The organism is Mycobacterium sp. NGS15 (assembly GCF_059813245.1).
Genome location: NZ_JCALEF010000001.1, coordinates 37,289 through 61,769 on the forward strand (window position 1 = coordinate 37,289; position 24,481 = coordinate 61,769).

Annotated in this window: 23 protein-coding genes and 3 tRNA genes; 15 read left to right on the plus strand and 11 right to left on the minus strand. The window is 64.9% G+C overall.

The window, feature by feature from the left end; translation table 11 throughout:
* Positions 1–6: 6 nt before the first annotated feature.
* Both AC5Y5C_RS00200 and AC5Y5C_RS00205 read right to left on the minus strand, forming a co-directional pair.
* Positions 7–438, minus strand: coding sequence for a YybH family protein (locus AC5Y5C_RS00200; protein ID WP_499967979.1), 432 nt, complete (start codon positions 436–438; stop codon positions 7–9).
* 44 nt (positions 439–482) lie between these two features.
* Positions 483–845, minus strand: a complete 363-nt coding sequence (locus AC5Y5C_RS00205; protein ID WP_499967980.1) for an MmcQ/YjbR family DNA-binding protein — start codon at positions 843–845, stop codon at positions 483–485.
* A gap of 69 nt (positions 846–914) precedes the next feature.
* On the opposite strand from AC5Y5C_RS00205, the gene AC5Y5C_RS00210 reads away from it, so the two are divergent.
* Positions 915–1,922, plus strand: coding sequence for a helix-turn-helix domain-containing protein (locus AC5Y5C_RS00210; protein WP_499967981.1), 1,008 nt, complete (start codon positions 915–917; stop codon positions 1,920–1,922).
* A gap of 104 nt (positions 1,923–2,026) precedes the next feature.
* Here AC5Y5C_RS00210 and AC5Y5C_RS00215 read toward each other — a convergent pair.
* A tRNA-Leu gene (locus tag AC5Y5C_RS00215) sits at positions 2,027–2,109 on the minus strand.
* Between the two features lie 255 nt (positions 2,110–2,364).
* Between AC5Y5C_RS00215 and AC5Y5C_RS00220 the strand changes: the two genes are divergently transcribed.
* The 7 genes from AC5Y5C_RS00220 to pknB all read left to right on the plus strand — a co-directional run bounded on the left by AC5Y5C_RS00220 (position 2,365) and on the right by pknB (position 11,985).
* On the plus strand, positions 2,365–3,756 hold the full coding sequence (locus AC5Y5C_RS00220; RefSeq protein ID WP_499967982.1) for an FHA domain-containing protein: 1,392 nt from the start codon (positions 2,365–2,367) through the stop codon (positions 3,754–3,756).
* 167 nt (positions 3,757–3,923) lie between these two features.
* Positions 3,924–4,388 (plus strand): FHA domain-containing protein FhaB/FipA, encoded by a 465-nt coding sequence (locus AC5Y5C_RS00225; protein WP_078289602.1) that lies wholly within the window; start codon positions 3,924–3,926, stop codon positions 4,386–4,388.
* Entirely contained in the window at positions 4,385–5,899 is a 1,515-nt protein-coding gene (locus tag AC5Y5C_RS00230; RefSeq protein ID WP_499967983.1) for a PP2C family protein-serine/threonine phosphatase, read from the plus strand. Before AC5Y5C_RS00225 ends, AC5Y5C_RS00230 begins: the two co-directional genes overlap by 4 nt.
* A complete protein-coding gene (locus tag AC5Y5C_RS00235) occupies positions 5,896–7,329 on the plus strand; it encodes an FtsW/RodA/SpoVE family cell cycle protein (RefSeq protein ID WP_499967984.1) in 1,434 nt (477 codons plus the stop codon). Before AC5Y5C_RS00230 ends, AC5Y5C_RS00235 begins: the two co-directional genes overlap by 4 nt.
* Entirely contained in the window at positions 7,326–8,840 is a 1,515-nt protein-coding gene (locus tag AC5Y5C_RS00240) for a peptidoglycan D,D-transpeptidase FtsI family protein (RefSeq protein ID WP_499967985.1), read from the plus strand. The genes AC5Y5C_RS00235 and AC5Y5C_RS00240 overlap by 4 nt, the downstream gene beginning before the upstream one ends.
* Entirely contained in the window at positions 8,837–10,099 is a 1,263-nt protein-coding gene (locus AC5Y5C_RS00245) for a serine/threonine-protein kinase (RefSeq protein WP_499967986.1), read from the plus strand. The genes AC5Y5C_RS00240 and AC5Y5C_RS00245 overlap by 4 nt, the downstream gene beginning before the upstream one ends.
* Entirely contained in the window at positions 10,099–11,985 is a 1,887-nt protein-coding gene (pknB, locus tag AC5Y5C_RS00250; RefSeq protein ID WP_499967987.1) for a Stk1 family PASTA domain-containing Ser/Thr kinase, read from the plus strand. The genes AC5Y5C_RS00245 and pknB overlap by 1 nt, the downstream gene beginning before the upstream one ends.
* 4 nt (positions 11,986–11,989) lie before the next feature.
* Here pknB and AC5Y5C_RS00255 read toward each other — a convergent pair whose 3' ends face one another.
* Both AC5Y5C_RS00255 and AC5Y5C_RS00260 read right to left on the minus strand, forming a co-directional pair.
* Entirely contained in the window at positions 11,990–12,673 is a 684-nt protein-coding gene (locus tag AC5Y5C_RS00255) for an aminodeoxychorismate/anthranilate synthase component II (protein ID WP_499967988.1), read from the minus strand.
* Positions 12,674–12,741: 68 nt separating this feature from the next.
* On the minus strand, positions 12,742–13,458 hold the full coding sequence (locus AC5Y5C_RS00260; protein WP_499969246.1) for a DUF881 domain-containing protein: 717 nt from the start codon (positions 13,456–13,458) through the stop codon (positions 12,742–12,744).
* A gap of 235 nt (positions 13,459–13,693) precedes the next feature.
* On the opposite strand from AC5Y5C_RS00260, the gene crgA reads away from it, so the two are divergent.
* From crgA to AC5Y5C_RS00285, 5 genes are all read left to right on the plus strand, one after another.
* Entirely contained in the window at positions 13,694–13,957 is a 264-nt protein-coding gene (crgA, locus tag AC5Y5C_RS00265; RefSeq protein WP_499967989.1) for a cell division protein CrgA, read from the plus strand.
* 121 nt (positions 13,958–14,078) lie between these two features.
* The gene (locus AC5Y5C_RS00270) at positions 14,079–14,501 is read left to right on the plus strand and encodes a PH domain-containing protein (RefSeq protein WP_499967990.1); all 423 of its coding nucleotides are present in this window, start codon (positions 14,079–14,081) and stop codon (positions 14,499–14,501) included.
* A 58-nt stretch (positions 14,502–14,559) separates the two neighbouring features.
* Positions 14,560–15,459 carry a class I SAM-dependent methyltransferase gene (locus AC5Y5C_RS00275; protein WP_499967991.1) on the plus strand — a complete coding sequence of 300 codons (900 nt, stop codon included), beginning with the start codon at positions 14,560–14,562 and terminating at the stop codon, positions 15,457–15,459.
* Between the two features lie 151 nt (positions 15,460–15,610).
* Positions 15,611–16,573: an SAM-dependent methyltransferase gene (locus AC5Y5C_RS00280; protein WP_499967992.1), complete on the plus strand. Its 963-nt coding sequence runs from the start codon at positions 15,611–15,613 to the stop codon at positions 16,571–16,573.
* A gap of 129 nt (positions 16,574–16,702) precedes the next feature.
* Positions 16,703–17,593 carry an SAM-dependent methyltransferase gene (locus AC5Y5C_RS00285; protein ID WP_499967993.1) on the plus strand — a complete coding sequence of 297 codons (891 nt, stop codon included), beginning with the start codon at positions 16,703–16,705 and terminating at the stop codon, positions 17,591–17,593.
* Between the two features lies 1 nt (position 17,594).
* Here the strand turns inward: AC5Y5C_RS00285 and AC5Y5C_RS00290 are convergent, their stop codons facing one another.
* Together AC5Y5C_RS00290 and AC5Y5C_RS00295 are read right to left on the minus strand one after the other, a co-directional pair.
* On the minus strand, positions 17,595–18,356 hold the full coding sequence (locus AC5Y5C_RS00290; RefSeq protein ID WP_499967994.1) for a rhomboid family intramembrane serine protease: 762 nt from the start codon (positions 18,354–18,356) through the stop codon (positions 17,595–17,597).
* Between the two features lie 111 nt (positions 18,357–18,467).
* Positions 18,468–19,004 (minus strand): peptidylprolyl isomerase, encoded by a 537-nt coding sequence (locus AC5Y5C_RS00295; protein ID WP_499967995.1) that lies wholly within the window; start codon positions 19,002–19,004, stop codon positions 18,468–18,470.
* Between the two features lie 116 nt (positions 19,005–19,120).
* Here AC5Y5C_RS00295 and cwsA point away from each other — a divergent pair, with 116 nt between their 5' ends.
* Positions 19,121–19,531, plus strand: a complete 411-nt coding sequence (gene cwsA / locus AC5Y5C_RS00300) for a cell wall synthesis protein CwsA (RefSeq protein WP_499967996.1) — start codon at positions 19,121–19,123, stop codon at positions 19,529–19,531.
* Positions 19,532–19,558: 27 nt separating this feature from the next.
* Here the strand turns inward: cwsA and AC5Y5C_RS00305 are convergent.
* From AC5Y5C_RS00305 to gyrA, 4 genes are all read right to left on the minus strand, one after another.
* Positions 19,559–19,631: transfer RNA gene (locus AC5Y5C_RS00305), tRNA-Ala, on the minus strand.
* A gap of 126 nt (positions 19,632–19,757) precedes the next feature.
* A tRNA-Ile gene (locus AC5Y5C_RS00310) sits at positions 19,758–19,834 on the minus strand.
* Between the two features lie 48 nt (positions 19,835–19,882).
* Positions 19,883–20,836, minus strand: coding sequence for a DUF3566 domain-containing protein (locus AC5Y5C_RS00315; RefSeq protein WP_499967997.1), 954 nt, complete (start codon positions 20,834–20,836; stop codon positions 19,883–19,885).
* Between the two features lie 10 nt (positions 20,837–20,846).
* Positions 20,847–23,360 (minus strand): DNA gyrase subunit A, encoded by a 2,514-nt coding sequence (gene gyrA / locus AC5Y5C_RS00320; RefSeq protein WP_499967998.1) that lies wholly within the window; start codon positions 23,358–23,360, stop codon positions 20,847–20,849.
* 154 nt (positions 23,361–23,514) lie between these two features.
* Between gyrA and AC5Y5C_RS00325 the strand changes: the two genes are divergently transcribed.
* Positions 23,515–24,480, plus strand: coding sequence for an SAM-dependent methyltransferase (locus tag AC5Y5C_RS00325; protein ID WP_499967999.1), 966 nt, complete (start codon positions 23,515–23,517; stop codon positions 24,478–24,480).
* Position 24,481: the final 1 nt, after the last annotated feature.

Genomic DNA, 24,481 nt, shown 5'->3' on the forward strand with positions numbered 1-24,481 from the left:
GGGGGGTTAGAAGACGATCTGACCGTTTGTGCTCGTCGTGAGCGCCCAGTTGGAGTGCACGATCCGCCAGGTGCCGTCGGTGAGTCGGTATACCTCGGTGGCGTTCCAGGCGCGGCTCAACTGCTCGGCGCCGTTGTCGTCGCGCACATAGGTGTTCAGGTTGTAAGCCAGGGCTGCGAAATCACCGCCGTCACTGACGTGCACGGACGGGTTGAGGTACTCGTTTCGGACGATGTTCGGGTTGGAATAGAGCGAGTCGATGTGTGAGATTACTGCGTCACTTCCGACAATCAGCTTTTCCAAAATTGGATCGAAGTAGCTGATGTCCTCTGCGTAATTGTCGAGATATCCCCGGCTGTCGCCGATGCTCCACCGCTCGTTGAACGACTTTTCCAGCGCAAGGATGTGCTTGCTGATTTCTTCTTTGTTGACAGCCATTGGTTCGTTTCCTTTTGTGATTGAGTTGGTGAGGATGAGTTTGTTCACTCGTTAACGGGCTGCTGAGACTTCGGGAGTCCGTCGACGACGAGGCGGTACGAGTCCGTGACGAGTTCCTTGACCAGGCGCCGGTCGATTGTGGACCCGCCCGTGACGGTGATCCAGTGCTTCTTGTTCATGTGATATCCGGGGGTAATCGCGATATGCTCGTGGCGAAGGGCTGCGGCTTCTTCGGGGTGCGATTTGAGGATCACCATCGGCTCACCCGTCACCTGCGTCATGAGCATGAAGACCTTGTCGCGCACTTTGAAGACTTCCCATTCCGCGCCGAATGGGTGCACTAAATTTGATCCGGGAAGCTTCTCGGCGTAATTGCCCGCGGTCTTCTGCAGTGTTCTGCCATCCATCACCAAATTCCTTTCCGCAGACCCAAGTTATCTCCCAAGATCTGCCGGTCTGCGGCATACTGCGGACACATGATGGTCAGTAAGCGACAAGTGTTGTCCCGGGGGCAGGATGCCTTCCCGGCCCGCGCCGAGGGTTCGGGCCCCACCGCCGAGCCGCTTTTCCATTTCCAGCCGCCGGTTGGCACTCCTTACGGTTTGGAAGTCACCACCCTTGAGTACTTTCGCGAACACCACGACGACTGGCCATGGAGTCCACCTCTCCCCGGCCGCGCCACTTTCCACTACTTGATCCTGGTCACCGAGGGCGAGCTGTGGCACGACGTCGACCACGTCACGCACAAGATCGCCGTCGGCCAATGGCTGTGGGTACGGCCCGGACACGTCCAGTGCTGGCACGACCCCAGCACCGCCCGCGGACCCTTCATCCTCTTTAACCCCGAGGTTCTGCGGCCCGATATCGTCCCCCTGCTGACCCGAGCCACTGCCCACGATGCCCCGGCTGTACTCACTCCACATCCGGGTGACACTTGCTGGCTCCAAGAGACGGCACTGCAGCTTCTTGACGAACACCGGGCGCTAGGACGTCGTCCGCTCGCCGCCCACCACGCACTGCGGTGCAGCCTCCTTGAGGCCATGCTGCTGCGCCTGGCAAGCTCGCCAGACTTAGGCAACTCAGCCCCACGCGGCCGTCAAGGCAGCCGTTCCCGAATCACACCGCCCTCTGGAGAGTCGCTCTATGCGCGACTTTTAGACGCCGTAGAGCTTCACTTCCGAGACCTGCACCATGTTGAGGAATACGCCCGGCTACTGGGTTGCTCCACACGCACTCTCAGCCGCGCGACCAAGTCAACCGCAGGAATCAGAGCACGGCAGATCATCGACCAACGCCGAGGGCTCGAAGCCCGCCGGCTCCTCACCAACCCAACGTGGACCGCCCGCGCCGTCGCCAGCCACCTCGGCTTTACCGACACAGCCAACTTCGGCCGCTTCTTCCGCCACCACACCGGCCTCACACCGGCCGCATATGCAAATGAGCAAAACTGTACGAACCAGTCCAAGGACCGCGCGTTGTCGTGAGCGGAAACAACGCGGCACCAACAAAAACGCAAAAGCAAAAAGGTCAGGAACCCTTTTCGAGTTCCTGACCTTTTATCGTTGGGCTTCCTAGCCCACGTAGCTTGTGGGCGAAGGGGGACTTGAACCCCCACGTCCCGAAGGACACTGGCACCTGAAGCCAGCGCGTCTGCCATTCCGCCACTCGCCCCAACGACCGCGAGAGCCTATCACGCTCCGGACCCCACCTTTGAACCGAGAACGCCTAGCGAAAGCCCGTTTACGCACGCCAATTCTGACATACGGCGAGCGTAGAAGGCCTCTTGGTGCCAAGACGATGTCGTCTCGTAATAGAGGAGTGGGTGCCGACGATCATCAAACCGATACCATCTACTCGAGATCCGCTCGTGGCGGTGCGCTGTGTCATGCGCTCAGAGCTGCCACGCGATCGCCGAAAGGAGGAGGCATGGGAATTGTCCAGCGCTTCGAGCGCAAGCTTGAAGACGTGGTCGGCGATGCCTTCGCTCGCGTATTCGGCGGCAGCATCGTTCCCCAGGAAGTGCAGGCCTCGCTGCGTCGCGAGGCCGCCGACGGAGTCAGGTCAGCGGGCCAAGGGCGGCTGCTGACTCCCAATGAGTTCTTCGTCCTCCTCAGCACCGGAGATCACGAGAAAGCGGCCGATGACCGCGATCTCAACCCAGACACGTTCGCCGAACACCTGCGCGAATATATTCGCGATCAGGGGTGGCAAACGTATGGTGAAGTTGTTGTCCGATTCGAACAATCACCGAACTTGCACACCGGCCAGTTTCGTACGCGCGGTGTGGTCAATCCCGATACCAAGCGGGACCGTACGCACGGCGCCGTGACGACTGCCCCTTCGACCCCGGATTCACAACCAGGAGCATCCATGACTGACAACCCAGGTCCCCAGCAGGGACGCCCCGGCGAAGAGTACGGCCGGGAGGACGACCGGTACGGGCGTCCCGATCAGGATCCGCGCGGTCAGCAGCCTCCACAAGGCGACCAGGGATACCCCCCGCGCCAGGGTGGCTATGAAGGCGGCGGCTACGGACAAGGCCAGCAGCACGGTCAGGATTACGGCCGCCCGCCGGCCGGCTACGAGCAGGGCGGCTACCCGCAGCGCCCGCCCCAGCAGGGCGGTTACGACCAGGGTGGCCGCGGCGGCTATGACCAAGGCGGCTACGGAGCCCCGCCGCAAGCACCGCAAGGCGGCGGGGACTACGGCCGCCCACCGGCGCCCCCACAGCAAGGTGGCTACCCCGCCCCGCCGCAGCAGGGCGGATACGGTGAGCCTCCTCGCCCCAACTACGGCGAGTACGAGCAGGGCGGCGGGTACGGCTCACCGCAAGGTCCCCCTCCCGGCCAGGACTACGGTCGTCCCCCCGCCTACCCACAGCAGGGCGGCTACGGCGCTCCGCCGCAGCAAGGCAGCTACGGACCGCCCCCGGGTGGTTACGGAGAGCCCGAATACGGCGACTACGAGCACGGCGGCTACCAGAGCAGCCCCGACTACGGCGCCCCGACCGGAGGCGGCGCCGGAACGGGACGTACCACTGTCACGTTGCAGCTGGACGACGGCAGCGGCCGTACCTACCAGTTGCGCGAGGGCACCAATGTGATCGGCCGCGGCCAGGACGCCCAGTTCCGGCTGCCGGACACAGGCGTCTCGCGTCGTCACCTTGAGGTGCGCTTCGACGGGCATGCCGCACTACTGTCGGATCTCAACTCGACCAACGGCACCACCGTCAACAACGCCCCGGTGACCGAGTGGCAGTTGGCCGACGGCGACATCATCCGGCTGGGCCACTCCGAGATCATCGTTCGGGTCCAGTAGGGAAACCGAGGGACAGCGGCAGCGTCGGCAACACCGCGTTCGACACAGGCTGCACGTATCGGGCCCCGGCGGGTAACCCGGCCAAGTATCGTTGCCCTGCCGAATATGTCCGGTCTACGGACACCCTCGCCGAGGCGCGATGGACCAGCGAGAGGAACAACAACCGGATGCAGGGACTGGTGCTCCAGCTCACCCGCGGTGGGTTCCTGTTACTGCTGTGGGTATTCATCTGGTCGGTGCTGCGCATCCTGCGGACCGATATCTACGCCCCGACCGGTCAGCTGATGGCCAACCGCGGCCTTAACCTGCGCGCTATTCGTCCCGCGAAGGCGGGCCGACGGCAGATGCAGTACCTCCTGGTGACCGAGGGCGCCCTCGCGGGCACGCGGATCACGCTCGGCACGCAGCCCATTTTGATAGGCCGCGCCGATGACTCCACACTGGTCCTGACCGACGATTACTCGTCGACGCGGCACGCGCGGCTATCGCCACGGGGGTCGGATTGGTACGTCGAGGATCTAGGATCGACCAACGGCACATATCTGGATAGGGAGAAGGTGACGACGGCACTGCGGGTTCCCCAGGGGACGCCGGTACGTATCGGTAAGACAGTGATCGAGCTGCGCTCGTGACACTGGTGCTTCGCTACGCCGCGCGTAGCGACCGCGGACTTGTGCGGTCGAACAACGAGGACTCGGTCTACGCCGGAGCCCGTCTACTGGCATTGGCCGACGGTATGGGCGGTCACGCCGCCGGTGAGGTCGCCTCCCAGCTGGTCATCGCTGCGTTGGCGCCGCTCGACGACGACGAACCCGGTGGCGATCTGCTGGACACACTGGCCGAGGCGGTGCACTCCGGTAACGGAGCCATCGCCGATCATGTGCGCGCCGAACCCGAGCTGGACGGAATGGGCACCACCCTGACGGCATTCCTGTTCGCCGGGAAACGGCTGGGCATGGTGCACATCGGCGACTCGCGTGCCTATCTGATGCGCGACGGCGAGCTGGCTCAGATCTCCAAGGACGACACCTTCGTCCAGACTCTCGTCGACGAGGGGCGCATCACCCCGGAGCAGGCACATAACCATCCGCAGCGCTCGCTGATCATGCGCGCACTCACCGGTGCGCCCGTCGAACCGACGCTCATCATGCGTGAGGCGCAGGCCGGGGACAGGTACCTGCTCTGTTCGGACGGGTTGTCCGATCCGGTGAGCCACGAAACCATCGCCGAGGCGTTGGAGATTCCCGATGTCTCCGCCGCGGCCGACCGGCTCATCGAGCTCGCGCTGCGCAGCGGGGGACCCGACAACGTCACCGTTGTCGTCGCCGATGTCGTCGAGCTGGACTACGGACAGACCCGGCCGATCGTGGCGGGGGCGATATCCGCCGATGCCGACACTGACACCCCTCCGCCGAATACGGCGGCCGGGCGCGCTGCCGCAATTCAGCGGGCGCTCAAAGAGCCGGAGCCGACTGAAGACGAATCCGATTCCGAGACAACCGCTTCCGACTCCGATAAGCCCAAAAAACGTCGGCTGCGCTGGTTGATCGCGGCGGTGCTCGTAGTCTTGATCGCACTGGCCGGGATAGCGATCGGCCGGCGCGTGGTGCTCAACAACTATTACGTGAGCGCGCACGAGGGCAACGTCTCCATCATGCAGGGCGTCCAGGGCTCGCTCCTCGGTTATCGACTACAGCGGCCGGACCTCGTCGGGTGCCTCGACAGCCGCGGAGACATGTCGCTGGTGAGCTACGGCGAGCCTGCGTCCGGCCTCTCCTGCAAGTACTTCAAGGTGTCAGACCTGCGGCCGTCCGAGCGTCAGCAGGTCGAAACCGGCCTGCCCGGCGGCACTCTCGATCAGGCGATCGGCCAGCTGCGTCAGCTCACCAAGAACGCGCTGCCGCCCTGCGCGCCGCCCGCGCCCAAAACGCCGCCGCCCGCGCCGACCACCGCTGGACGCACCCCGCCCACCACATCCGGTTCTGCCACCACCACGACGACCACCACGCGGCCGTCGCCCACACCCACGTCCACGACGAGCCCCGGCGCGAGCACCACGCCCACCACAACATCCACTCCCGCGCCGGCGCCATTGCCGGCGCCACCACAAGAGCCGGGCGTTACCTGCCGGACCGTGTCATGACGACGGCGCCCCAAACCGCTGTAGTGGCCCGTGGGGCAGGCATCGCGCCACCGCCCCAATCCACACGACGCAGTGCGGAGTTGGGGCTCCTCGGCTTCGCCGCCGCCATCACCACCGTCGCCCTGATCCTCGTCGAGGCCAACCTCGAACGCGGCCTGTCATGGGATCTCCTGAAGTACGGCCTTGCGTATCTCGTTCTATTTAGCCTGGCGCACCTCGGAATTCGGCGCTACGCGCCCTACGCCGACCCGCTTCTGTTGCCCTGCGTGGCGCTGCTCAACGGCCTCGGGCTGGTGATGATCCATCGCCTGGACCTGGCGAAGATGGCCGCGGGCGACGGCACCGAGACCCTAGAAGCCAACGCACAGGTGCTGTGGACGCTGGTAGGCGTCGCGGCACTTGTCGGAATACTGGCGGCCGTCAAAGACCACCGCGTGCTGGCGCGGTACGGGTACACCTTTGGGATCGTCGGCATCGTCTTGCTGGCCGTCCCGGCGCTGCTGCCATCCTCGGCCTCGGAAAGAAACGGCGCCAAGATCTGGATTGAATTGCCGTTCTTGTCTATTCAGCCTGCCGAGGCCGCCAAGATTCTGTTGCTCGTGTTCTTCGCCGCGTTCCTGATGACCAAACGTGACCTCTTTCGTACCGCTGGCCGCAGCTACTGGGGCGTGGAGTCGCCCCGGGCCCGGGACCTCGGTCCACTGCTGGCGGTGTGGGCAATCTCCGTGGGAGTCATGGTCTTCGAGAAAGACCTGGGCACCTCGCTGCTCCTCTATACCTCGTTCCTGACGGTGCTGTACATCGCCACCGCACGGATCAGCTGGGTACTCATCGGGCTGGGACTCTTCGTCGTCGGCGCATTCCTGGCGTACTTCCTGTTTGCGCATGTGCGTGTGCGCGTCGAAACCTGGCTCGACCCCTTCGCGGACGCGGACGGCAACGGATACCAGATGATGCAGTCACTGTTCAGTTTCGCCACCGGAGGCATCTTCGGCACCGGCCTCGGCAATGGTCAGCCCGGCACAGTTCCGGCCGCCTCAACGGATTTCATCATCGCCGCGATCGGTGAGGAACTCGGGCTGGTTGGCCTGGCCGGAGTGCTGCTGGTGTTCACCATCCTCATCGTCCGTGGCTTCCGCACGGCGCTGGCGGTGCGGGACAGCTTCGGCAAGCTGCTCGCCTCCGGTCTGTCGGCAGCCCTGGCGCTGCAACTGTTCATCGTCGTCGGTGGCGTCACCAAACTGATCCCGCTGACGGGACTCACCACGCCCTGGATCTCCTACGGCGGGTCGTCACTGGTGTCCAACTACGTGCTGTTGGCCATCCTGCTGCGCATCTCGCACATCGCCCGCCGGCCGCTCACCACCAATTCCGCACCCAACGCCGCCCCCATCGCGGAGGCCCGCACTGAGCTGATCGATCGCGTATGAACACATCGATCCGCCGGGTGTCTCTCGTCGTCATGGGCTTAGTGGTGCTGCTGCTTGCCAATGCCACTCTCACCCAGGTGTTCACCGCGCCAGGGCTGCGCGCCGACCCACGCAATCAACGGGTACTGCTCGACGAGTACTCGCGCCAGCGGGGACAGATTTCGGCGAGCGGACAGCTGCTCGCCTCCTCGGTCGCCGCCGACAGCCGCTTCCGGTTCCTGCGGCAGTACGCGGATCCGTTGGTGTACGCGCCCGTCACCGGCTTCTACTCGCTCAACTACTCGAGCGCCGGATTGGAGCGCGCCGAGGACAGCGTGCTCAACGGGTCCGATCCCCGGCTGTTCGGCCGGCGCCTCGCGGACTTCTTCACGGGTCGCGACCCACGGGGCGGCAGCGTGGTCACCACGATCCGTCCCGACGTGCAACAGGCCGCCTACGACGCCATGCACCGCGGCTGCAAGGACGGCTGCCGCGGCTCGGTGGTCGCGCTTGAGCCCTCCACCGGAAAGATCCTCGCGATGGTCTCGACACCCTCCTACGACCCCAACCTGCTCGCCAGTCAGGACTCCACGCAAGAGAACGAAGCCTGGAAGCGGCTGCAGGACGACCCCGCGCAGCCGATGCTGAATCGCGCCATTTCGCAGACGTACCCGCCCGGCTCGACCTTCAAGGTGATCACCACCGCGGCGGCGCTGGCGGACGGCAAGACCGTCAACACCGAGGTGACCGCGTCGCCGACGATCTTCCTGCCGGGCAGCAACGCAACCCTGGAGAACTACAACAGAGCCTCCTGCGGCGGTGGCGACAACACCACCCTCAAGGAGGCCTTCGCGCGCTCCTGCAACACCGCCTTCGCCAAACTCGGATCCGAACAACTCAAGCGCGACAAGCTGGTCAAGGCCGCGCAGGCGTTCGGTCTCGACCACGAGCTCGACGGCATTCCGCTCCAGGTGGCTACCTCCACCGTCGGGCCGATGTCGGACGACGCGGCCGTCGCGATGTCGAGCATCGGGCAAAAGGATGTCGCGGTGACCCCGCTACAGAACGCGATGGTCGCCGCAACCGTCGCCAACAAGGGCGTGCTGATGCAGCCGCACCTGGTCGATAGCCTTAAGGGCCCAGACCTTTCGAATCTGTCCACCACCACCCCGGATGACATTGGCCAAGCCGTGACACCCGCTATCGCGAACACATTGACCGAACTGATGATTGCCTCAGAACAGCGCACCGCGCAGACCGGTGCCATCCCCAGCGTGCAGATCGCATCCAAGACCGGTACCGCCGAGCACGGCACCGATCCGCGTAACACCCCGCCGCACGCGTGGTACATCGCCTTCGCGCCGGCGGCGAGCACCACATCCGATCCTCAGGCCACGCCGGTCACCCCCCAGGTGGCGATCGCGGTACTCGTCGAAGACGGCGGAGACCGCGCACTGGCGGCCACCGGCGGCTCCGTCGCCGCACCCATCGGGCGACAGGTCATCGCCGCAGCACTACAGGGAGCCTCATGACGGTACGTGTGGGAGAGACGCTTTCGGGTCGCTACAGGTTGCAGCGGCTCATTGCTACCGGCGGTATGGGTCAGGTATGGGAGGGCACGGACAGCCGACTCGGCCGCAAGGTAGCCGTGAAGGTGCTCAAGGCCGAGTTCTCGTCGGACCCGGAGTTCATCGAGCGGTTCCGCGCCGAGGCACGCACCGTCGCCATGCTCAACCACCCCGGTATTGCCAGCGTGTACGACTACGGCGAGACCGATATGGACAGTGAGGGCCGCACTGCGTATCTGGTGATGGAACTGGTGCACGGCGAGCCACTCAACTCGGTGCTCAAACGCACCGGCCGCCTATCGCTGCGTCACTCGCTGGACATGCTGGAGCAGACCGGTCGCGCCCTACAGGTCGCACACGCCGCAGGACTGGTGCACCGCGACGTGAAACCCGGCAACATCCTGATCACGCCCACCGGGCAGGTGAAACTCACCGACTTCGGCATCGCCAAGGCTGTGGACGCCGCCCCGGTCACCCAGACCGGCATGGTGATGGGCACCGCCCAATACATCGCACCCGAGCAGGCGCTAGGCCACGACGCCACCCCCGCCAGTGATGTTTACGCGCTGGGAGTCGTTGGCTACGAAGCAGTTTCGGGCAAGCGCCCGTTCTCCGGGGACGGCGCGCTGACCGTCGCGATGAAGCACATCAAGGAAACGCCGTCGCCACTGCCGGCCGATCTGCCACCGAACGTGCGCGAGCTCATCGAGATCACCCTCGTGAAGAACCCGCAGAACCGGTACACCAGTGGTGGCCCGTTCGCCGACGCGGTGGCCGCGGTACGCGCCGGACGGCGCCCACCCCGGCCCAATCAGGCACCCACCATCAGCAGGGCCACACCGGCGGCCATCCCACCCGCCACCCAGGTGCGGCCCGCCGTGGGGGCACCCAGCAGGGTCGCACCGCCCACGTCTCGCACCCGCCAGCCGACGGGCTCACATCGGCCGCCGCCACCCCGGCGCGGCACGTTCTCGCCCGGCCAGAAGGCCCTCATGTGGGCGGCCGCGGTGCTGGGCATCTTCGCGATCATCATCGCGGCACTCATCCTGTTGCGGGCCAGCGAGCAGAAGAACGACACTCCGCTCCCTTCGGCAACAACCCCTAGCAGCGAAGCACCCTCAAGTCCAGGTTCAGCTTCGCCAGGAGCGCTTGCGCCAGCTAATATCGTGGCTCTGCTTCCGGTCAACGAACCGGACCCGATCACTGGGACGAAATCACCGTAATGACCACTCCGCAGCACCTCTCGGACCGCTACGAGCTGGGGGAGATCCTCGGCTATGGAGGCATGTCCGAGGTTCACTTGGCACGCGACCAGCGGTTGAACCGCGATGTTGCGATCAAGGTGCTGCGCGCCGACCTAGCCCGGGACCCCAGCTTCTATCTGCGTTTCCGCCGGGAGGCGCAGAATGCCGCCGCGCTGAACCACCCCGCGATCGTCGCTGTCTACGACACCGGTGAGGCCGAAACGCCCACCGGGCCGCTGCCGTACATCGTGATGGAGTACGTCGACGGCATCACCCTGCGCGACATCGTCAAGGACGACGGCCCCATGCCGATCCGCCGGGCGATCGAAGTCATCGCGGACTCATGCCAGGCACTCAACTTCAGCCACCAACATGGAATCATCCACCGCGACGTCAAGCCCGCCAACATCATGATCAGCAAGACCGGCGCGGTAAAGGTGATGGACTTCGGGATCGCCCGTGCGGTGTCGGATGCCGGTATCAGCGTCACCCAGACCGCGGCGGTCATCGGGACAGCGCAATATCTTTCGCCGGAGCAGGCGCGCGGCGAGACCGTGGACGCTCGTTCCGATGTCTACTCCCTGGGCTGCGTCCTCTACGAATTGCTCACCGGCGAACCGCCTTTCGTCGGTGATTCACCCGTTGCGGTGGCCTACCAGCACGTACGGGAAGACCCGGTGGCTCCGTCCAAGCACAACCCCGAGATTCCTCCCGGCCTGGATTCGGTTGTGCTCAAAGCGCTTTCGAAGAATCCCGACAACAGGTACCAGAATGCCGCCGAGATGCGTACCGACCTGATGCGGGTGTACCAGGGCGAGCAGCCGGAGGCGCCGAAGGTCCTCACCGACGCCGAGCGCAGCTCGATGCTCAACACCCCCGCCAACGCCAAGGCGTACCCGGCCAGCGGACCGCAGACCAGCCCGCTTCCCAGTCATTACGCGGAGCCGCGGCGGAATCCGCTCAGCCGCTGGCTGGTTGGCCTCGCCGCACTGGTGGTGCTCACCGTGGTGGTCACCTTCGCGATCATCTTGGGCAGCGGACCGTCACGCGATGTTCAGGTTCCGGATGTGACCGGCCGGTCGCAGTCCGACGCCGTGGCAGCGCTGCAGAACCTCGGTTTCAAGACCAAGATCCAGAAGAACACCAGCTCAAAGCTCGCTCCCGACAAAGTTATCGACACCGACCCCGCGAAGGGCTCGACCGTGTCCGCGGGCTCCGAGGTGACGCTGAACGTTTCCGTTGGGCCGGAGAGCCAGCAGGTACCTGACTGCCACGGCCTGAGTTTCGGTGACGCGGTGAAGAAGCTTCAGGCCGCCGGTTTCAAGGGCACCTTCACCCAAAGCGAAACCAAGTCATTGCCCGAGGACAAAGGCCGGGTCATGGCCACCAACCCACCGGCCGGGCAGTACTCGGCCGTCACCAACAACATCACCATCGTTGTCGGCAAGGGCCCGGGGGAGAAGCCTCTGCCGGATCTTGTCGGCCAGAACGTCGACGTCGCGGTCAAGAACCTGCCCACCTACGGCTTTACCGCACCACCCACCGTGATCCCGGTGCCCAGTCCGGAATCAAAGGGGCAGATTCTCAGCACGAACCCAACTGCCAACACGATGTTCCCGGAGGACGGCGTCCTCGAGATCCGGGTGTCGTCCGGCGGGCAGTTCCGCATGCCGAACCTCGTCGGTAAATTCTGGACCGATGCCGAGCCGATGCTGTATCAGGCCGGATGGCAAGGCGGGGGCCTGACCACCGAGGATGTGCCCTCCGACGGAGGCAACCGGGCACGTGTGGTCTCTCAGGATCCGCCGTCCGGCGCGGGCGTCGGATACAACGGACCGATCCGGCTGCGTTTCGGCGCAGGCTAGACCGTCAGCCCCCGAGCGCGGCCACTCGTCCGCTGACCCCGTTCAGCGCCGACGCGACCTCGGCCTCGAGCGAACGCACCAGTGATTCATCAAGGGGTGCACCGCAATAGGTGAGCCAGTTCGCCAACATCCGGTGCCCACCCTCGGTGAGGATCGACTCGGGGTGGAACTGCACGCCGTGGATCGGGTACTCCGTGTGCATGACACCCATAATCACCCCGCTGGCGGTGCGGGCGATCACCCGGAGCCCCTCGGGCACGGTGTCCGGAAGGATGGTCAGTGAGTGATACCTGGTGGCGGTGAAGGGGTTTGACAGTCCACGCAGCACTCCGGCGTCCTCGTGTTCGACGGTGCTCGTCTTACCGTGCAACAACTCCGGTGCGCGGTCGACGGTGCCGCCGAACGCAACCCCGATCGCCTGATGCCCCAGGCATACCCCGAGGAGCGGGGTACCCGTCTTCGCACAGGAATGCACCATCGCAATGGACGCACCCGCGCTCTCGGGGGTACCCGGGCCGGGACTGATCAGGACCCCGTCGAAGTCGGCGGCCACCCCGTCGGTATCGGCCAGCCGTGGGTCGTCGTTGCGCCACACCGAGACCGACACAGCGTCCACGCCGAGCTGGCCCAGGTACTGGACCAGGTTGAACACGAAGCTGTCGTAGTTGTCGACGACCAGGATGCGCACAGATCAAGGGTACGGACACCCGCCAGTGGTTTCCCAGCCGGTTTACCCGGACGGTGACAAACGGATGCCTACGGGCCCTCCATCGGAACCGCACGGCCGGGCCCGACTGCGTCCCGATATCCGGCCACCTCAAGATGATGCCCACGAGTCACCGTGTACCCCAGGCCAAATCGCGCGACGTACTGCCGATACAGGGTCACCAGCGGAGCCGCCTCCAGCGCGGCCTGCATGGCATCGGCATCGCCGATGGCCGTAATCACGTACGGCGGGCTATAGGTCCGACCGTGCAGCAGCAGCGTGTTGCCTACACATCGCGGCACCGAGCTTGCGACCAAGCGCTGGTCATCTTGCATCTGGATGGCCTCGGCACCCGCACTCCACAAGGCGTTGAGCACGCCCTCGACATCCTGCTGATGCACCACCAAGTCATCCGGCGACGCATCTCGGGGGAAACGGCCGTACGAGTCGCGCTTGGCATCGGTCAGCGTCACCACCAGACCGGGGCCCGTGACGGGTCGTACTCCTGCGGCATCGGCCATCTCGCCGGTTTCGGCGAGCGCCGCGGCCACCTGGCTGTCGCCGCCCGCCGACTGCTCGCGCGCAGCCGCCATCTCATTGGCCAAGCCGTCGCGGGTGGCACTGAGCCTGTCGACCGACTTCTGCGTCTCGCGCACCAGATCCACCAGTCGGGGTGACGGAGAGTCACCGCGACGGATCTCGTTGCCACCCGACACTGTGTGCGTCGCGGCCAGCAGAAAGCCGGCCAGGGCACACACCAGAGGCACGCCCACCCGCCAGATGAGTCCGCCGCGAGCGGAAGGGGCCCCCTGTGTGCGCAGGCGCTCCGGCCCGCTTGCGGGGGACTCCTCGGGGCCTGAACCTGTTCGCGCGAGCGGCTCATCGGCGGTCACCAGAAGATTGTCGCAGCACGCGCTGTAACCTGCGTAAGAACCCATAACGACTCCGGCCACGGCGATCAGTCGTCGTGCCGCCATATCCGAGATGCTTCAGAGGTAGTCGATGCCCAAGTCCAAGGTCCGTAAGAAGTCCGCGTTCAACGCGACCACCGTTAGCCGCACTCCGGTCAAGGTGAAAGCCGGCCCGTCGAGCATCTGGTTCGTCGCGTTCTTCCTCACCCTCATGCTCATCGGCCTGGCCTGGCTGATGGTGTTCCAGCTCGCCGCACAACACATCACCTGGATGCTGGATCTGGGCCCGTGGAACTACGCCATCGCCTTTGCTTTCATGATCACCGGGCTGCTGCTCACCATGCGGTGGCGGTGACAAAAGACGGGACGGATCCCATGCTGCCGTTGCCGCTCCGGTTAGCACCCGTTTCCATCGAGTCCACCCCCGAGACACCCAATCACAACGATGTGATTTATCCCCACTGTGGATAACGCCTGTGGATAACCCGACCGCATCTCCTGCCGAATGGGGCCCGAAACCCGCTGGCATCGCAGCCGCGGCCCTCGTTGGTGCCGCCTTCGCTATCGCCGTCTTCCTCGTGGCGGATGCACCTGGACGTCTGTTGGCTGCGGCGGCCTCCCTCGGTCTGCTCGGATTCGCCGCAGTGTCCTGGCGGTGCCGCCCGAAGTTGCGCATCGTCGACGAGGGTCTCGAGCTACAAGGCCTCACCCGCGTCACCCTGCTACCCCGTGCCGCCGTGGACTCGGTAAAAGTCTCCGAATTCCGCAGGCTCGGTCGGCGCGCCCGGCTGCTGGAGATCGAGTCCGGTGATGACCTGATCGTCTTGAACCGCTGGGATCTCGGTGCCGACCCCCGCGACGTGCACGAAACATTGCGCGCCGCCGGCTATCGGGCATGAACATCCCCACGCGCGTATCGTTGCCTTAGGTAATTACTCCTACGTAAGAGGCGGGCATATGACACGGACCGACGGCGATCAGTGGGACATTGTCAGCAGCGTCGGTTTCACGGCCCTCATGGTGTCCTCATTCCGCGCCCTCGAGACCACCCGGCCACAGCCGCTCATCCGCGATGAATACGCACGCGCCTTCGTCGAGGCTTCGGGGGAGCCCCATCTCACCGAAGCGCTGGCTGCCCCCAAACCCGAGTCCGAATGGGACGCCGCCACCACCTACCTCGTCAATCACCTTGCCGTGCGCACCAAGTATTTCGATGAATTCTTCACCACTGCCACTGATTCCGGCATACGACAGGTAGTGATCCTGGCCGCCGGACTGGACTCGCGGGTGTACCGGCTGCCCTGGCCGGACGACACTGTCGTCTACGAGCTCGATCAGCCGAAGGTCCTCGAATTCAAGGACCACGTCCTTGCCGAACAGAACGCGGCGCCGCTGGCCGAGCGGCGCGAGGTCGCCGTCGACCTGCGCGACGACTGGGTCGCGGCGCTGGAGACGGCGGGCTTCGATGCCACCAAACCGACGGCCTGGCTCGCCGAGGGCCTGCTGGCCTACCTACCCGGCGCGGCCCAGGATGCACTGTTCGAGAGCATCACCGCGCATTCGGCCCCGGGCAGCTTCCTTGCCACCGAGTGGCGCCGCCGAGTGGCCACCGCCAGTCAGTGGCAAGACGCCGTGAACAAGCTCCGGCCGGACTTCCTCAAGGACATCAGCATCGGCGATCTCATTTATGACGATGAGCGCAAAGATCCGATCGAATGGCTCGGTGAACACGGCTGGCAGGTCGGTACCACCAACCGGCTGGAGCAGGCCGCCGCCTACGGACGGCCCGCCCCCAGTGCGCACAGCGATATCACTTCGCTGTGGTCAGACGCCTACTTCATCACCGCCACGCGCTAGCCTGCGCGCAGAGAAGCGCTGGGGTGAGACCTTCCGTCTCGCCTCGAGTAAAGTTTCCTATGCAATCGGTCACAAGGGTGCCGTCTGTGCGAACAGGTCAATTGGCAAAGGCCTGTCGTTTGACGGTTGGGGGATTGAGGGCTGGGTTTTCATGTCGGGAGACGGCCATGGCGGATCCGTCCGCCAGGGTATGCAAATCGGGCTGACGATCGCTGCCCTGCGGGCGCTCGAGGCCCGCCACGCACATCCTGTGCTGGTCGACGAGTACGCCCGAACGGTCCTCGATGCCGTCGGAGATCCCCACACGCTGGCACTCCTGGACGTCGGCCTCCGTGCGGAGCCGTCGACGGTGAATGAGCTCCGCACCTGCCTGCTCACCAACTATGTGGCGGCGATGTGCCGGTATTACGACGAATCCCTGCTGGCCTCCGTCCAGAACGGCACCCGCCAGGTGGTGCTGCTTGCTGGCGGCCTCGATACCCGTGCTTACCGACTTTCCTGGCCCGACGGAACCGTCGTCTACGAGGTCGACTATGCCGAGGTCCTCGCGCTCAAGATGAAGGCGCTCGACAACTCGGGAGCCGAGCCTCGGACGACACAGCGCATGGTCCACTGTGGGCTCGGCGATCAGTGGCAGTCGGAGCTGACGCTGGCCGGATTCGACCCAGACGCCCCCACCGCCTGGCTCGCCGAGTCCGTCATCTGCAATCTCCCCGGCGGCAACCAGGACACGATGTTCGAGCGGATCATCGAGATGTCGGCTCCCGGCAGCACAATTTCGACGGACAACGATGCGGTTGCTCCGTCGGGCCGGGTATGGGGCGATGTTGTGGACGCCATCCTTCCGGACGCCCTTCGCGGCGCCGACTACTCGGCGCTCGCCCACTATGACGAACGCACCCCTCCCGGGGATTGGCTGTCCGGGCACGGGTGGCTGACTCACACATGCACCACCCGTGAGCTCGCCCAGCGCTATGGCCGTCCGTTCGGCAATGCGCTGTTCTCGGCCTTCGACGATCTCGCGGACCGCCGATTCCTCACCGCGACGCTGCCGACCGATTACCTCGCGCATTCGACGGGCCCGTCCCTCGGCGACGTGCCCACCACGTCGTGAAATTCGTTCCACAACTGGACCCACCGAGTAGGTTGCGCGACACCATCACGGTGTGGCCGCTCCATGGATATCTTGAACGCAACGTGCAGGAAGGCAGGTGGTTCATTGGACGGTCAACGGGAACGGGCCATGACCTCACCGGCGCACAAGTACCAGTTCGATCTGATCGCCGCTGCTCTGCGTGCGTTGGAAAGTCGGCGGGGCCATCCGCTGATCAACGATCCGCTCGCGGCGGTCTTGGTCGCCGCGGCGCACGAGCCGCTCAGTAGTGCCTTTCTCGCCGCGGGATTTCCTGAGAACCCGTCGGCGACCGACGGCACTTTTCTTCTCATCAACGCGTCAGGAATCTTCACGCGGTACGGCGACGACTTCATCACCACAGAGCTTGAGCTGGGAACCCGTCAAGTCGTGCAATTCGTCGCCGGCCTGGACACGCGCGCCTACCGACTCTCCTGGCCCACGGATGCCGTTCTGTACGAGGTGGACCATCCGCACACGCTGGAGTTCCGGAGTCGTGTGCTCAAGGGGCACGGTTCCGTCGCTGCCGTTACGCAGCGGCTCGTGCCCGTCGCGTCGGCGGCAGATCCCTGGGCCGAGGACCTGTGCACTGCGGGCTTCGACCCTGAGCAACCCACCGCGTGGCTGATCGCGCCACTGATCATGGCTGGCCTTCCCGGGGAGAGTCAGGACCTGCTTTTCGAACGAATCATCGAACTGTCCGCCCCTGGTAGCGCCATCTGCAGCGACGCCAACATCTTCTTGCCCTCGACTGAGACCTGGGATTCACTCGCTGAACCCGTTGTCCCCGAAGGTGTTCGGGCAGCCAATTTCTGGATGTTGGCATATCCGGATGCCCGCATGCCGCCCACGGACTGGCTGACGGGAAACGGCTGGACCACCGATGTGCAAACGGCCGCCGAGATCGCCGCGCACTACGAGCGGCCCTTCACCGACGACGTACCGGACATCGTCAAACAGCACACCCAATGGCAGTTTCTCAAAGCCAAGCTGCCTTTGTGAGTTAACCGGTGTAGGCGAGCACCCGCGCCACGATGAGCACAACGGACAACGCGGCCACCACGGCTGCCAGCACCCATGGCGTCGACGGCTTCCGCGCGAGGTCGGGCGCGCCAACCGCACGGCACACCTCCCGGTAGTAGAGCAGCGCACCGGCGCTGAGTACGCCGAACAACAGTCCACCCATATGCCCGGCCAATGAGATACCCGGCAGCGAGACGCTCAGGCCAATGTTGAGCACCAGCACAATGATGATGGTCTGCGGGTTCAAACGCTCCCGCAGATACAGCACCAGCGCCGCGCCCAACAGACCGTAGATGGCACCAGAAGCGCCGGCTACCAATGCATTCGGGCTGAACCACATCGCGATGGCACTGCTGCCGAGCAACGCGGTGCCATAGATCGTGGCGTACCGCTCGCGGCCAAAGGCGTGTTCCAGCCCGGGCCCGATCAACGCCAGCGACAGCATGTTGACCCCGATGTGCATCAGACCGAAGTGCAGGAAGCCGGCGGTGACAGCGCGCCAGAGCTCACCGTGCGCCACCCATGGCAGGTACAGCACCAGATCCCGGAACAGCGGGCTGCTGGTTGCCGCCATCGTCTCGTCGGTGCTTCCCACCACGGCGGCGTAGACCAGCACGTTGACGGCGATCAGCGCCCAGGTGACCCAGGCCCGTGCCTGCCGCAGCGGTTTGACCTGACGCACCGACTTAGCGCCCTGCTGGACGCACTCGACACACTGTTGCCCGACGGGCGCTGACCGCATGCAGTCCGGACATACGGGACGCCCGCACCGCACGCAGCGCACCGCGGTGGCCCGGTCCGGGTGCCAAGCGCACCCGTAGACCGGTACCTGTCCGGGATGAGCCATCAGTACCTAGCTGATGGTGATGGAGTTGATCACGACGTCCTCGGTGGGACGGTCGCCGCGATCGACGGCGGTGGCGGCGATGGCGTCGATGACCTTCTGCGAAGCCGGGTCCACAACCTCACCGAAGATGGTGTGCTTGCGGTTCAGGTGGGGGGTCTTACCGACGGTGATGAAGAACTGTGAACCGTTGGTGCCCGGTCCGGCATTGGCCATGGCCAGCAGGTACGGCTTGTCGAACTGCAATTCGGGGTGGAACTCGTCCGCGAACTGGTATCCGGGGCCGCCGCGGCCGGTGCCGGTGGGGTCGCCGCCCTGGATCATGAATCCCTGGATGACGCGGTGGAAGACGGCACCGTCGTAGAACGGGCCGGTGGCCTCGCCCTTGGCGTTCTTCGTGGAGTAGTCCTTGCTGCCGTCGGCGAGACCGACGAAGTTGGCGACGGTCTTCGGGGCGTGATTGCCGAAGAGCGCGATGACGACGTCGCCGTGGTTGGTGTGCAGGGTCGCGGTTTGTGTCTGGATTGGTGAAGTCACGACGACCACCTTATCCGCGCCCAAAAGACATTCATGCGGATGTTTCCCAATAGGCAGCGCAAAGGTGGCAATCTGAAGTACCACTCATTCTGGAGATCACCGCCCGACGAAGGGACCCGCTGACGATGAGCCTGCTGACCAAGAACGCTGAACCTGCCGTGAAGCTGACCTCCGGGGAGCGCCTCGTGCGTGGCCTCAAGGAGGCCGCACTGGCCCCTATCGACGTCTCGCGCGGTACCGCCGGGCTCGGCTTCGGACTGGCGAAATCGGCGACCGGTGTGGCGGGCAAGCTGCTGCGCCGGGGCAAGGCGGTGTCTTCGGAAGTGCAGGACGCCGTCGCCGATGTGGTGGACACCCTGCCGGAGGTGGTCAGCGATGTCCGCAAGCGCAAGCTGCCGCGCGCGCTGACGGGGCTTGCGGTCGTCGGCCTACTCGGTGCGGGCGCCGTCGCTTTCACCGTCCTGCGCCGCTCGGCACAGCCAGAGCCACCGACACTGGCACCGAGCGTGGATCCGCAACCCCAGCCGTACGGCTGATCGGGTCGCGTGGAATAGAAACTTGAGTGGAGCCTAGGAGAATCGAACTCCTGACATCTACCTTGCAAAGGTAGCGCTCTACCAACTGAGCTAAGGCCCCTCACCTGCTGCTGTGTGCCACACTTCCATGTTGTTGCGCGCCACGGTGATGGCTGCCGCATAGGCCACGCCCAGCAGTGCGAGCACCAGCAGCAGCACTCTCACGTGGTGGACCTCCCAACGAGTGTGGTGGGGCTAGGAGGACTCGAACCTCCGACCTCTTCGTTATCAGCGAAGCGCTCTAACCACCTGAGCTATAGCCCCTGGACCGAACGCAGAGATTACCGCACGGAAGGGGTGCATCCCAAACCGTTAGTCGCGATCGGCCAGTGTGACCTCGATACCGCCGACGAGATCGGTGGTCAGGTTGTAGATGAACGCACCGATGGTGGCGGCCGCGGTCATCAGGACGATGTTCACCAAACCGATGAGCAGTGCGGTGCCAAAGATGGTGCCGCTGGACACCAGCTCGCCGCCGCCGCTGTTGGTGATGAGTTCGCCGACATTCTCGTTCAGCTTCGACCACACACCCATTGCGCCGAGCACCAGGTACAGCATCGCGACGGCGATCATCCAGACGAAGAAGAACACCACCGATAACACCAGCGACACCTTGAGGGTCGCCCACGGATCGACACGCCTGATTTGCATGGCCGCCCGCAGCGGGCCACGGCGCGAGGGACCCACCGTCACCGCCGAACCGCTTTGTGCCCCTTCACTTCTGCGTGGTGGTCGCGGAACCGGTCCTGACAGGTCTGGCAGGTCGTTGTTCTTGGGGGCACGTACGGGCTCTTGTGCGCTCGACTCGCCCCACGGGGTGCCCGAACGCACCGGCTCGGGGCGTTCCGGTCTATCGGACCTTTCGGGACGCTCCGGTCTTTCGGGGCGCTCCGGCACCTCGCCGTACGGCTCCGGATCCGGCTCCAGATCGGGTTCCGGCCGTTCCGCTGGGGTGTTGAATCCGGCCGGAGCGGCCGTCCCCGAGATGAAGCGGCTCAGCCGGGCATCCAGACCGGCGGACGGACGACTACTGGGGCGCGATGCCGACGTCGGCGCGGTCGGGGGTGCGGTGGCGTCATCGATGATGGGAATGATCTCCGTCGGTGCGCCGCCGGGCCGAGACTCCCTGTCGGGAATCCGCTGCGGACCGGTAGCGGCGGCGTGTGAGCCACGCCGCCGCTCCGCCCGCTGCCAGGGAGGCAAGTCCGCCTGGTCCACGGGGCGTTCGTTGGCGCCAGACTCCCCCGGATCGTTCGGTGAACTCACCTACAGCTCCTTACTCGCTCGCGCCGGCTGTGTCCTCGTCGGAGTCGGCATCACCCTCATCGGCATTATGCGCGATTGCCAATAGGGTGTCGCCCTCGCCGAGGTTCATCAACCGCACGCCCTTGGTCTGACGGCCGGCCTTACGCACCGACTTCGCCGTCGTGCGGATGACGCCGCCGCCCGACGTGATGGCGTACAGCTCGGCGTCCTCGTCCACGACCAGTGCACCCACGAGACTGCCTCGGCGCGGGTCGTACTGAACCGTGAGCACACCCTTGCCGCCGCGTCCCTGCACCGGGTACTCCTCGATCGCCGTTCGCTTGGAGTACCCGCCGGCGGTCGCCACCAGCAGATAAGTGCCCTCTCTGACGACGTTCAGCGACAGTAGGTCGTCCTCGCCGTTGAAGCGCATGCCCTGAACCCCCGAGGTGGCGCGGCCCATGGGACGAAGAGCGTCGTCGGTGGCACTGAAGCGAATGGATTGGCCGTGCGCCGAAACCAGCAGTAGATCCTCCTCCGAGGAGCACAGCACCGCGCCCACGAGTTCGTCGCCGTCACGCAGGTTCACGGCGACCAGGCCACCGCTGCGGTTGGAGTCGAACTCGGTGAGCTTGGACTTCTTGACCAGGCCGTTCTTGGTGGCGAGCACGAGGTACGGGGCGTCCTCGTAACCCTTGATCTGGATGACCTGGGCAATGCGCTCCTCCGGCTGGAAGGCCAGCAGGTTGGCGACGTGCTGACCGCGCGCGGTGCGGGCGGCCTCGGGTAGGTCGTATGCCTTGGCGCGGTAGACGCGGCCCTTCGTGGTGAAGAACAGGATCCAGTCATGCGTCGAGCACACGAAGAAGTGCTTGACGATGTCGTCCTGCTTCAGCCCCGCACCCTGCACGCCCTTACCGCCGCGCTTCTGGCTGCGATACAGGTCAGTCTTGGTGCGCTTGGCGTATCCGGTTTCCGTGATGGTGACGACGACGTCCTCGCGTGCGATGAGGTCCTCGTCGGCGACATCGCCGTCCGCGGCGATGATCCGGGTGCGGCGGTCGTCGCCATAGCGCTCCACGAGTTCGCTCAGTTCGTCGCGAACGATGGCCCGCTGGCGTTCCGGCTTGGCCAAGATGTCCTCGAGGTCGGCGATCTCGGCTTCGATCTTGGCGAGGTCCTCGACAATCCGCTGCCGCTCCAGGGCCGCCAGGCGGCGCAGCTGCATATCGAGGATGGCCTGTGACTGGATCTCGTCGACGTCCAGCAGCTCGATCAGGCCCTGCCGGGCAATGTCGACAGTCTGCGAGGCGCGGATCAACGCGATAACTTCATCAAGCGCGTCAAGGGCTTTGACCAAACCGCGCAAGATGTGGGCGCGCTCGTTGGCCTTACGCAACCGGTAGCGCGTACGCCGGATCACTACGTCCAACTGATGATGGACGTAGTGCCGGATCAGTTGGTCCAGACGCAGCGTGCGCGGCACACCATCGACGATCGACAGCATGTTGGCGCCGAAGCTGGTCTGCAGCTGAGAGTGCTTGTAGAGGTTGTTCAGCACCACCTTGGCGACGGCATCGCGCTTGAGCACCACCACGATTCGCAGGCCGACACGGTCGGAGCTCTGATCTTCGATGGCCGAGATGCCGGCGATCTTGCCGTCGCGCACCTGCTCGGCGATCGAGGTGATGAAGTTGTCGTGGTTGACCTGGTACGGCAACTCGGTGATTACCAAAGACGTTCTGCCCTTGGAATCTTCCTCGATCTCGGCCACACCACGCATACGGATGGAGCCACGCCCGGTGGTGTACGCGTCGTGAATCCCTTGTGTGCCAACGATCAATCCGGACGTCGGGAAGTCGGGACCGCTGATCTTCTCGCAGACCGCCTTGAGGGTGGTCTCCTCGTCAGCCTCATGGTTGTCCAACGCCCAGTAGACCGCCTCGGCCAACTCGCGCAGGTTGTGCGGTGGCATGTTGGTGGCCATACCGACGGCGATACCGCCCGAGCCGTTGGCCAGCAGGTTCGGGAACCGGCTGGGCAGCACCGTCGGCTCCATGACACGGCCGTCATAGTTTGGGCTGAAATCGACTGTCTCCTCGTCGATTTCACGCAACATTTCCATGGCCAGCGGAGTGAGCCGGGCCTCGGTGTAACGCATGGCGGCCGCGGGGTCGTTACCCGGCGAACCGAAGTTGCCCTGCCCGTCCACCAGCGGGTAGCGCAGCGACCAGGGCTGGGCCATGCGGACCAAGGTGTCGTAGATGGAAGAGTCGCCGTGCGGGTGGTAATTACCCATGGTCTCGGCGACCGAGCGCGCCGACTTGGCGTGGCTGCGGTCGGGCCGGAACCCGGAGTCGTACATCGCGTAGAGGACGCGGCGGTGCACCGGCTTGAGGCCGTCTCGCACCTCGGGTAGCGCGCGGCCCACGATGACGCTCATGGCGTAATCGATGTAGCTGCGCTGCATCTCCTGTTGGATATCTACCGGTTCGATCCGGTCGACGGCGTCATCACCGCCGGGGGGCAGCGTTGTGTCGGTCATGTGCTCCTCGTTCATGCTCCGCCCGGAGAAAGCCGGGCAACCTCACCAGCCTAGTCACTTTGCCGGCCGGTTTCTCGGATGCAATCCCGTGCGTCGTTCTGAGCGGCTTTAGATGCCGATATCCCAAGTATCCGGTACTGTTTGTTACGCAGGTGTGGTCCGCAACGAGGCGGCCAGAACCGAATGGGAGCTGCTAGCCATGACCCCTCTGACTTCCGATTTCACCGAGGAATCGACCGGCGAACGGCTACGCCGATGGGCCGACGAGTGGAGGCGCATGGCGGCCGTTGCGGTGTCGAGCGCCGACGGCCCCAAGACCGGAATGGTCTACGACATCGTCGGCCCGCAGAACTTGTTCGGTGAGGAATCGCTCTTCATCAACTTTGGCTATTGGCGCGATCACCCGACAACACTCGACGAGGCCAGCCGCGATCTCGCGCGCCTGGTTGCCTCCAGCGCCGGGTTCACCTCATCGGATGTGGTAGTCGATTGCGGTTGCGGGTACGGCGATCAGGACATTTTGTGGGCCAACGAGTTCAAGGTGAAGAAGATCACCGGGGTCAACATCGCCGAGGAGCAGATCGCCATCTCGACCAGGCGCGTCGCCGAGGCAGGTCTGTCCAAGACGGTCTCCTACGTCAAGGCCTCGGCCACCGATCTGCCGTTCCCGAACGAGTCCTGCACCAAAGTGGTCGCGCTGGAGTCGGCCTTTCACTTCCCCTCGCGCATTGACTTCTTCCGTGAGGCGCTGCGCGTGCTCAAACCCGGCGGCCGATTGGTGACGGCCGATATCGTTCCCCGGCGCACCGCACTTACCGCGCTGGCGCGCAATCAGGTGGCGCGGAAAGGATGGCGGGGCGCACCGGCGGGTGCGGTGCCCTGGGCCGTCGACGTGCAGGGATATCGGGATCTATTGTTGGACAGGGGCTTTGCACGCGCCGAGACGTGGTCGATTGCCAATGACGTCTATCCGCCGCTGTCCAAATTCCTGGCCAAGCGGCTGCGCCAGCCGGATATGAAGCATGTCAACCCGTTGCTGCGGGCGCAGTTCAATTCGGTGGGAATGCGGCTCTTCTCGCTGCATTCGGACTACATCGTGTCGGTGGCGCACAAGGCGTGAA